The 8,211-nt window shown below is 51.4% G+C and carries 12 protein-coding genes and 1 pseudogene; all 13 read left to right on the top strand.

Annotated elements, in window-relative coordinates:
* A partial coding sequence (gene traX, locus HG542_RS36630) for a conjugal transfer pilus acetylase TraX (RefSeq protein WP_498063298.1) occupies positions 1–788 on the top strand: 788 nt, incomplete at its 5' end.
* A 54-nt stretch (positions 789–842) separates the two neighbouring features.
* Positions 843–1,403 carry a fertility inhibition protein FinO gene (locus tag HG542_RS36625; protein ID WP_000139328.1) on the top strand — a complete coding sequence of 187 codons (561 nt, stop codon included), beginning with the start codon at positions 843–845 and terminating at the stop codon, positions 1,401–1,403.
* A gap of 690 nt (positions 1,404–2,093) precedes the next feature.
* Complete coding sequence (locus HG542_RS36620) at positions 2,094–2,720, top strand: PIN domain-containing protein (protein ID WP_015059023.1); 627 nt, start codon at positions 2,094–2,096, stop codon at positions 2,718–2,720.
* Positions 2,721–2,796: 76 nt separating this feature from the next.
* On the top strand, positions 2,797–3,114 hold the full coding sequence (locus HG542_RS36615; RefSeq protein ID WP_153449145.1) for a hypothetical protein: 318 nt from the start codon (positions 2,797–2,799) through the stop codon (positions 3,112–3,114).
* A 304-nt stretch (positions 3,115–3,418) separates the two neighbouring features.
* Positions 3,419–3,568 carry a Hok/Gef family protein gene (locus HG542_RS36610; RefSeq protein WP_001312851.1) on the top strand — a complete coding sequence of 50 codons (150 nt, stop codon included), beginning with the start codon at positions 3,419–3,421 and terminating at the stop codon, positions 3,566–3,568.
* 283 nt (positions 3,569–3,851) lie between these two features.
* Positions 3,852–4,100 (top strand): replication regulatory protein RepA, encoded by a 249-nt coding sequence (locus HG542_RS36605; RefSeq protein ID WP_000083837.1) that lies wholly within the window; start codon positions 3,852–3,854, stop codon positions 4,098–4,100.
* Positions 4,101–4,344: 244 nt separating this feature from the next.
* Positions 4,345–4,419: a RepA leader peptide Tap gene (gene tap, locus HG542_RS36600; protein ID WP_001375168.1), complete on the top strand. Its 75-nt coding sequence runs from the start codon at positions 4,345–4,347 to the stop codon at positions 4,417–4,419.
* A complete protein-coding gene (gene repA, locus HG542_RS36595; RefSeq protein WP_032495102.1) occupies positions 4,412–5,269 on the top strand; it encodes an incFII family plasmid replication initiator RepA in 858 nt (285 codons plus the stop codon). The genes tap and repA overlap by 8 nt, the downstream gene beginning before the upstream one ends.
* A gap of 362 nt (positions 5,270–5,631) precedes the next feature.
* Positions 5,632–6,018: a replication-associated protein RepA4 gene (locus HG542_RS36590; RefSeq protein WP_012311408.1), complete on the top strand. Its 387-nt coding sequence runs from the start codon at positions 5,632–5,634 to the stop codon at positions 6,016–6,018.
* Positions 6,019–6,207: 189 nt separating this feature from the next.
* A complete protein-coding gene (locus tag HG542_RS36585) occupies positions 6,208–6,861 on the top strand; it encodes a CPBP family intramembrane glutamic endopeptidase (RefSeq protein WP_000616807.1) in 654 nt (217 codons plus the stop codon).
* 92 nt (positions 6,862–6,953) lie between these two features.
* Complete coding sequence (gene pemI, locus HG542_RS36580; RefSeq protein WP_000557619.1) at positions 6,954–7,211, top strand: type II toxin-antitoxin system antitoxin PemI; 258 nt, start codon at positions 6,954–6,956, stop codon at positions 7,209–7,211.
* 1 nt (position 7,212) lies between these two features.
* Positions 7,213–7,545, top strand: coding sequence for a type II toxin-antitoxin system toxin endoribonuclease PemK-mt (gene pemK-mt, locus HG542_RS36575; protein ID WP_000439434.1), 333 nt, complete (start codon positions 7,213–7,215; stop codon positions 7,543–7,545).
* Positions 7,546–7,793: 248 nt separating this feature from the next.
* A pseudogene (locus HG542_RS36570) lies at positions 7,794–8,211 on the top strand (IS1-like element IS1B family transposase); the annotation flags it as partial.

The following is an 8,211-nucleotide window of genomic DNA, read 5'->3' as shown; positions in this document are numbered from 1 at the left end:
CACCACCGACTATTTGCAACAGTGCCGGAAGGCAAACGCTGATGACAACGGATAACACGAACACGACACGTAACGATTCACTGGCTGCCCGGACCGATACCTGGTTGCAGTCGTTGCTGGTCTGGTCACCCGGACAGCGGGATATCATCAAAACGGTGGCACTGGTGCTGATGGTACTGGACCACATCAATCTGATATTCCAGCTGAAGCAGGAATGGATGTTTCTGGCCGGGCGTGGAGCCTTTCCGCTGTTTGCCCTGGTGTGGGGGCTGAATCTGTCCCGTCATGCGCATATCCGGCAACCGGCCATTAACCGGCTGTGGGGATGGGGGATTATTGCCCAGTTCGCATATTATCTGGCAGGCTTTCCCTGGTATGAGGGGAATATCCTGTTTGCCTTTGCAGTGGCGGCACAGGTGCTGACGTGGTGTGAAACGCGCAGTGGGTGGCGTACAGCAGCGGCCATTCTTCTGATGGCGCTGTGGGGGCCTTTGTCCGGCACCAGTTACGGCATTGCCGGGCTGCTGATGCTGGCAGTCAGCCACCGGCTGTACCGGGCGGAAGACAGAGCGGAACGTCTGGCGCTGGTCGCCTGCCTGCTGGCTGTTATTCCGGCGCTTAACCTTGCCACCAGTGATGCAGCGGCGGTGGCCGGTCTTGTGATGACGGTGCTGACCGTTGGTCTGGTGTCGTGTGCAGGAAAATCATTACCCCGTTTCTGGCCCGGGGATTTTTTCCCGGTATTCTACGCCTGTCATCTGGCTGTGCTGGGCGTTCTGGCGCTGTGACGGGTGTGGTATCTTTGACCGCAAGAGGATGATTCGTCAGAGGCAGAACACAGCATGACAGAGCAGAAGCGACCGGTACTGACACTGAAGCGGAAAACGGAAGGGGAGACGCCTGTCCGCAGGCGGAAAACCATCATCAATGTCACCACGCCACCAAAGTGGAAGGTGAAAAAGCAGAAGCTGGCCGAGAAAGCAGCCCGGGAAGCAGAGCTGGCGGCAAAAAAAGCGCAGGCCAGACAGGCACTGTCCATTTATCTGAATCTGCCCACGCTGGATGAGGCCGTGAATACCCTGAAACCCTGGTGGCCGGGATTGTTTGACGGTGACACGCCCCGGCTTCTGGCCTGCGGTATCCGGGACGTGTTACTGGAAGACGTGGCGCAGCGGAATATCCCGCTCTCGCATAAAAAACTGCGCAGGGCGCTGAAGGCCATCACCCGTTCAGAAAGCTATCTGTGTGCCATGAAAGCCGGTGCCTGCCGGTATGACACGGAAGGGTATGTGACGGAGCATATTTCTCAGGAGGAGGAAGCGTATGCGGCAGCGCGTCTGGATAAAATCCGCCGCCAGAACCGGATAAAGGCAGAACTTCAGGCCGTGCTTGATGAGAAATAAAAAAAAGCCTCCATCAGAGAGGAGGCAGGGAAATAAGGCTTAAAAGGAAATAACTTCCGTACCCGAAAGGAAGCCAATTCAGTAGATTATTTAACACCATAATACTGACGGGTTAAAGAGGAGTGATAAAGATGAATGGATTCAGAAACAGTTCACGGAACGGTCAGGTCTGGCGCTGGCAGCGTGCCGGAAGCCGTGCCGTCAGCCTGGAGGTCAGGGGATTCCGGAAGGAGGCCGCTGAAGCGTGGCTCCTGGCTGCCCGTGTTGCTCCCCGTACAGACTGGCAGCAGTTTGCACGGCAGAGAGCCGAACGCTGTCAGCGACGGAGATAATGAAAAAAAACGGCAAAAAAAAGACTTCCCCTGAGCAAAGGAGGCCAAAAATCATTCATAGCGTATTACTGACATTGAATGAATGCTCTGTACATCAACCCTGTGAAGCTACCACCGGTTAATGCCGGGAGGTTGCGGGAAGAAAGATAATACACAGTCATTACGTGGTTAATATCTGTCAGAATGTTTTTTGTGACCATAAACTGTCAGATGGATAAAAAAGACCGTCATGTGACGGTCAGTGTTGTCCTGTCAGGGACAAATGCATTCAGTAAGGAGAGCAAAATAATAACATCACGTTGCCCGGCTGTTAATATCAGGCGATGTTAAGTGTTATTTATGACTCTTTTATCTGGTTGTGAAGTCTGTTAATCAGGAAGAGAAAATGGCGACCGGAAAATCAGAGAAGCAACAGGTGATTGCCTTTATCGATTACGAGAACTGCAGTAACCTGACAGAAATTTCCTTAAATATATATACGGAGTTAATTATATTCGCGGGTGCGAAACAGAATAATGTGGCACTGCCAGTAAACGCTTTCCCTGAAGCAGTAAAAATCACACTCCGGCATGTCAGTGAAGTCTCCCGGAACAATGTTGATTTTCATCTGGTGCTGGAGCTGGGGCAGTGTGTATGCCACTACGGGCCGGAGAAGGAATACCATATTGTTTCCGCTGACAAGGGATATGACGGTATTGTCCGGACACTGCAGGCGCGCGGGATTCGCTGCCGTCGCGTCTCCCCGGATAAGGCGTCATCAGTAAAGATGGCTGCACCCGACATGGATATCGTTATCCGGTGGGCAAACAAAATTCAACAGGCAGCGCGGGAGGTTCGTAATATGCCGGTAACAGAAAAGACATTTAATAATTATTTAAAATCACAGATGCGCGGTGAATGGCGTGATGTCCTGACCAGAGGTATCCGGGATGAACTGGTCCGTCGCGGGGTAATGAAAATTCAGGGGAATAAAATCATCTGGTAAGACTGCCAGAATAAAATGATATTTATTTTATTTATAAAAACAGAAAGGTCGAAAATCAATAATGGCATTTATTTCCATGACAAGACAGAAAGCGCCGTACAGATATGCAAGCAAGACCCGGTTATCGATAAGACGAACAGACTCAGGCTCTGCCGGGTGTTATGTGACGGTTGCCGTTCGGGGGAAGCAGGAATTTATTATTGCTGAACTTGATTCAGAAATCCGGAAAATCAGGCTGAAACTGACGGACTCCTATGAAGAAGGGGTAAGGCTGTCTTCGGGCACGTTTACGCTTCCGGCCAGATTCTGCCGGGAAATACTGCCGGACGACGTCAGGAGTATCACCATTATTCTGGAAAAAAGCGACGATGAGTGGTGGTACGGGAGTTACTGATATGTGGCAGAACTCCGGACACTGACGCCTTCGCGTTGCTCAGTTGTCCAACCCCGGAAACGGGAAAAAGCAAGTTTTCCCCGCTCCCGGCGTTTCTGCAATAAAAAGCAGGGGCATGGAGGTCGTCGTAACCAGACAGGAATGTGGTATTATCGCGGCGGGTGTCTGAGCCTTTCTGGTTCAGGCAAGACGCAGGTACCAGAAATGCGAAGACCCCACTCGTTAATCCATTAACTCGTGAGGTCTGCATGAAGTACTTAGCACTACTGATTGTAGCCTCTTCTTTGCAGAGAGGTCAAAGTTTATGACGAAATATGCCCTTATCGGGTTGCTCGCCGTGTGTGCCACGGTATTGTGTTTTTCACTGATATTCAGGGAACGGTTATGTGAACTGAATATTCACAGGGGAAATACAGTGGTGCAGGTAACTCTGGCCTACGAAGCACGGAAGTAAGCTGCCGGGCGGGGACGGAAGTCCCCGCTTTCCGGAAGTGTGAGGTATTTCAGGGGCAGACACCCGACATGCCAGAAACAGCCGGTCCCGCCCGGGGCCGGCATCCAGGTTAAGGCATTTCCTGTTTTTCAGTCATTTCATCATCAAAATCACATTAAACGGTCGTAATCAGACATGATTTGTGCGCCAACACAGATCATCATCACAACTTTCAAGTCGCTGATTTCAAAAAACTGTAGTATCCTCTGCGAAACGATCCCTGTTTGAGAATTGAGGAGGCGAGATGTCGCAGACAGAAAATGCAGTGACTTCCTCATCAGGTACAAAGCGAGCATACCGAAAAGGTAATCCTCTGACGCTTGCAGAACGTCAGCAGGCATCTCTGGCAAGAAAACGTGCCACACATAAAGAACTCAGAGTGTTCATTCCTGCTGCGTTAAAAGCGCAATTACAGGAGATGTGTGACGCTGAAGGTGTTACTCAGGCTGAGATGATTGCTGAACTGATAAAGCAGAAGAGTGCTTTCAGCTAACTAAAATGTAGCGACATCACATTCTTGCCTGTTTGTGGTGTGCGTGATAGATTGCTGATCGTTTAAGGAATTTTGTGGCTGGCCACGCCATAAGGTGGCAGGGAACTGGTTCTGATGTGGATGTACAGGAGCCAGAAAAGCGAAAACCCCGATAATCTTCTTTAACTTTGGCGAGTCAGAAAGATTACCGGGGCTAACAAGAAACTGCATAGAAGCTGTTGCTCTATGCGGGGAGTATAGTTATATGCCCGGAAAAGTTCAAGACTTCTTTCTGTGCTCACTCCTTCTGTGCAACATAAGTGCAGGATGGTGTGACTGATCTTCAACAAACTTATTACCGCCAGGTAAAGAACCCGAATCCGGTGTTTACACCCCGTGAAGGTGCCGGAACGCTGAAGTTTTGCGAAAAACTGATGGAAAAGGCGGTAGGCTTCACCTCCCGTTTTGATTTCGCCATTCATGTGGCACATGCCCGTTCGCGTGGTCTGCGTCGGCGCATGCCACCGGTACTGCGTCGTCGGGCTATTGATGCGCTGCTGCAGGGGCTCTGTTTTCACTATGATCCGCTGGCCAACCGTGTCCAGTGCTCCATCACCACGCTGGCCATTGAGTGTGGACTGGCGACGGAGTCTGATGCCGGAGTACTCTCCATCACCCGTGCCACCCGTGCCCTGACGTCCCTGGCTGAGCTGGGTCTGATTACCTACCAGACGGAATATGACCCGCTTATTGGTTGCAACATTCCGACCGATATCACGTTCACACCGGCGCTGTTTGCCGCTCTCGATGTGTCTGAGGTGGCGGTGGCTTCCGCACGCCGCAGCCGTGTGGAATGGGAAAACAGACAACGCAAAAAGCAGGGGCTGGATACCCTGGGCATGGATGAACTGATAGCGAAAGCCTGGCGTTTTGTTCGTGAGCGTTTCCGCAGTTACCAGACAGAGCTTAAGTCCCGGGGAATAAAGCGTGCCCGTGCGCGTCGTGATGCGGACAGGGAACGTCAGGATATTATCACCCTGGTGAAACGGCAGCTGACGCGCGAAATCGCGGAAGGGCGCTTCACTGCCAGTCGTGAGGCGGTAAAACGTGAAGTGGAGCGTCGTGTGAAGGAGCGCATGATTCTGTCACGTAACCGCAATTACAGCCGGCTGGCCACAGCTTCCCCCTGAAAGTGACCTCTTCTGAATAATCCGGCCCGAACCGGAGGCATTCGCACGCCTGAAGCCTGCCAGCGAACAAAAAATCAGCACCACATACAAAAAACAACCTCACTATCCACCTTCTGGAGCATCCGGTTCCCCCTGTTTTTAATACAAAATGCGCCTCAGCGACGGGGAATTTTGCTTATCCACATTTAACTGCAAGGGACTTCCCCATAAGGTTACAACCGTTCATGTCATAAAGCGCCAGCCGCCAGTCTTACAGGGTGCAATGTATCTTTTAAACACCTGTTTATATCTCCTTTAAACTACTTAATTACATTCATTTAAAAAGAAAACCTATTCACTGCCTGTCCTGTGGACAGACAGATATGCACCTCCCACCGCAAGCGGCGGGCCCCGACCGGAGCCACTTTAGTTACAACACACAAAAACAACCTCCAGAAAAACCCCGGTCCAGCGCAGAACCGAAACCACAAAGCCCCTCCCTCATAACTGAAAAGCGGCCCCGCCCCGGCCCAAAGGGCCGGAACAGAGTCGCTTTTAATTATGAATGTTGTAACTACATCTTCATCGCTGTCAGTCTTCTCGCTGGAAGTTCTCAGTACACGCTCGTAAGCGGCCCTCACGGCCCGCTAACGCGGAGATACGCCCCGACTTCGGGTAAACCCTCGTCGGGACCACTCCGACCGCGCACAGAAGCTCTCTCATGGCTGAAAGCGGGTATGGTCTGGCAGGGCTGGGGATGGGTAAGGTGAAATCTATCAATCAGTACCGGCTTACGCCGGGCTTCGGCGGTTTTACTCCTGTATCATATGAAACAACAGAGTGCCGCCTTCCATGCCGCTGATGCGGCATATCCTGGTAACGATATCTGAATTGTTATACATGTGTATATACGTGGTAATGACAAAAATAGGACAAGTTAAAAATTTACAGGCGATGCAATGATTCAAACACGTAATCAATATCTGCAGTTTATGCTGGTTATGCTGGCTGCATGGGGCATTAGTTGGGGAGCCAGATTTGTCATGGAGCAGGCCGTTCTGCTTTATGGATCAGGAAAAAACTATTTGTTCTTCAGTCATGGTACTGTTCTGATGTACCTGCTGTGTGTTTTCCTGGTATACCGCCGTTGGATAGCTCCGCTACCGGTCGTTGGTCAGCTGCGCAACGTTGGCGTACCGTGGCTGGTCGGTGCGATGGCCGTGGTGTATGTCGGTGTATTTCTGCTCGGTAAGGCGCTGGCTCTGCCTGCTGAGCCATTTATGACGAAACTTTTTGCCGATAAGTCCATACCTGACGTGATCCTGACGTTGCTGACCATCTTTATCCTTGCCCCGTTGAATGAGGAAACGCTGTTCCGGGGGATTATGCTGAACGTCTTCCGTTCACGGTACTGCTGGACGATGTGGCTGGGGGCGCTGATAACGTCGTTGTTGTTCGTCGCCGCGCACAGCCAGTATCAGAACCTGCTGACACTGGCAGAACTGTTCCTGGTGGGGTTGATTACATCAGTGGCCAGGATCAGAAGTGGTGGCCTGCTGCTGCCGGTATTGCTGCATATGGAAGCAACCACGCTGGGTTTACTGTTTGGTTGAAAGTTATATTTTTATTAAACATTGTGCGTTAAAGCCTGGTGTGTTTTTTTAGTGGATGTTATATTTAAATATAACTTTTATGGAGGTGAAGAATGCATACCACCCGACTGAAGAGGGTTGGCGGCTCAGTTATGCTGACCGTCCCACCGGCACTGCTGAATGCGCTGTCTCTGGGCACAGATAATGAAGTTGGCATGGTCATTGATAATGGCCGGCTGATTGTTGAGCCGTACAGACGCCCGCAATATTCACTGGCTGAGCTACTGGCACAGTGTGATCCGAATGCTGAAATATCAGCTGAAGAACGAGAATGGCTGGATGCACCGGCGACTGGTCAGGAGGAAATCTGACATGGAAAGAGGGGAAATCTGGCTTGTCTCGCTTGATCCTACCGCAGGTCATGAGCAGCAGGGAACGCGGCCGGTGCTGATTGTCACACCGGCGGCCTTTAATCGCGTGACCCGCCTGCCTGTTGTTGTGCCCGTAACCAGCGGAGGCAATTTTGCCCGCACTGCCGGCTTTGCGGTGTCGTTGGATGGTGTTGGCATACGTACCACAGGTGTTGTACGTTGCGATCAACCCCGGACAATTGATATGAAAGCACGGGGCGGAAAACGACTCGAACGGGTTCCGGAGACTATCATGAACGAAGTTCTTGGCCGCCTGTCCACTATTCTGACTTGAACATGGGGTTTGAGGGGCAACTGGATGAAAACGTACGATTTAGGGCACTAAAACCGCTGTTGTCCCACCATTCTGGTGATTCCCAAACGTTATTTGGCTAAAAAGTAGTTTTGATGTGGTTTATTTTCCGAATTCCAAGCGCAGCCCTACTTTCTTGTGCGTATTTGCGTGTTTTGCGCAGTTTTGAAGTTCCGGTGATGCTGCCAACTTACTGATTTAGTGTATGATGGTGTTTTTGAGGTGCTCCAGTGGCTTCTGTTTCTATCAGCTGTCCCTCCTGTTCAGCTACTGACGGGGTGGTGCGTAACGGCAAAAGCACCGCCGGACATCAGCGCTATCTCTGCTCTCACTGCCGTAAAACATGGCAACTGCAGTTCACTTACACCGCTTCTCAACCCGGTACGCACCAGAAAATCATTGATATGGCCATGAATGGCGTTGGATGCCGGGCAACCGCCCGCATTATGGGCGTTGGCCTCAACACGATTTTCCGCCATTTAAAAAACTCAGGCCGCAGTCGGTAACCTCGCGCATACAGCCGGGCAGTGACGTCATCGTCTGCGCGGAAATGGACGAACAGTGGGGATACGTCGGGGCTAAATCGCGCCAGCGCTGGCTGTTTTACGCGTATGACAGGCTCCGGAAGACGGTTGTTGCGCACGTATT

The sequence above is a fragment of the Streptomyces morookaense genome, from assembly GCF_013030945.1.
In the GTDB taxonomy this organism is placed as follows: Bacteria; Actinomycetota; Actinomycetes; order Streptomycetales; family Streptomycetaceae; genus Streptomyces; species Streptomyces morookaensis.
The sequence above is the reverse complement of the archived record's forward strand: the minus strand, read 5'-3'. Positions and strand labels throughout refer to the sequence as shown.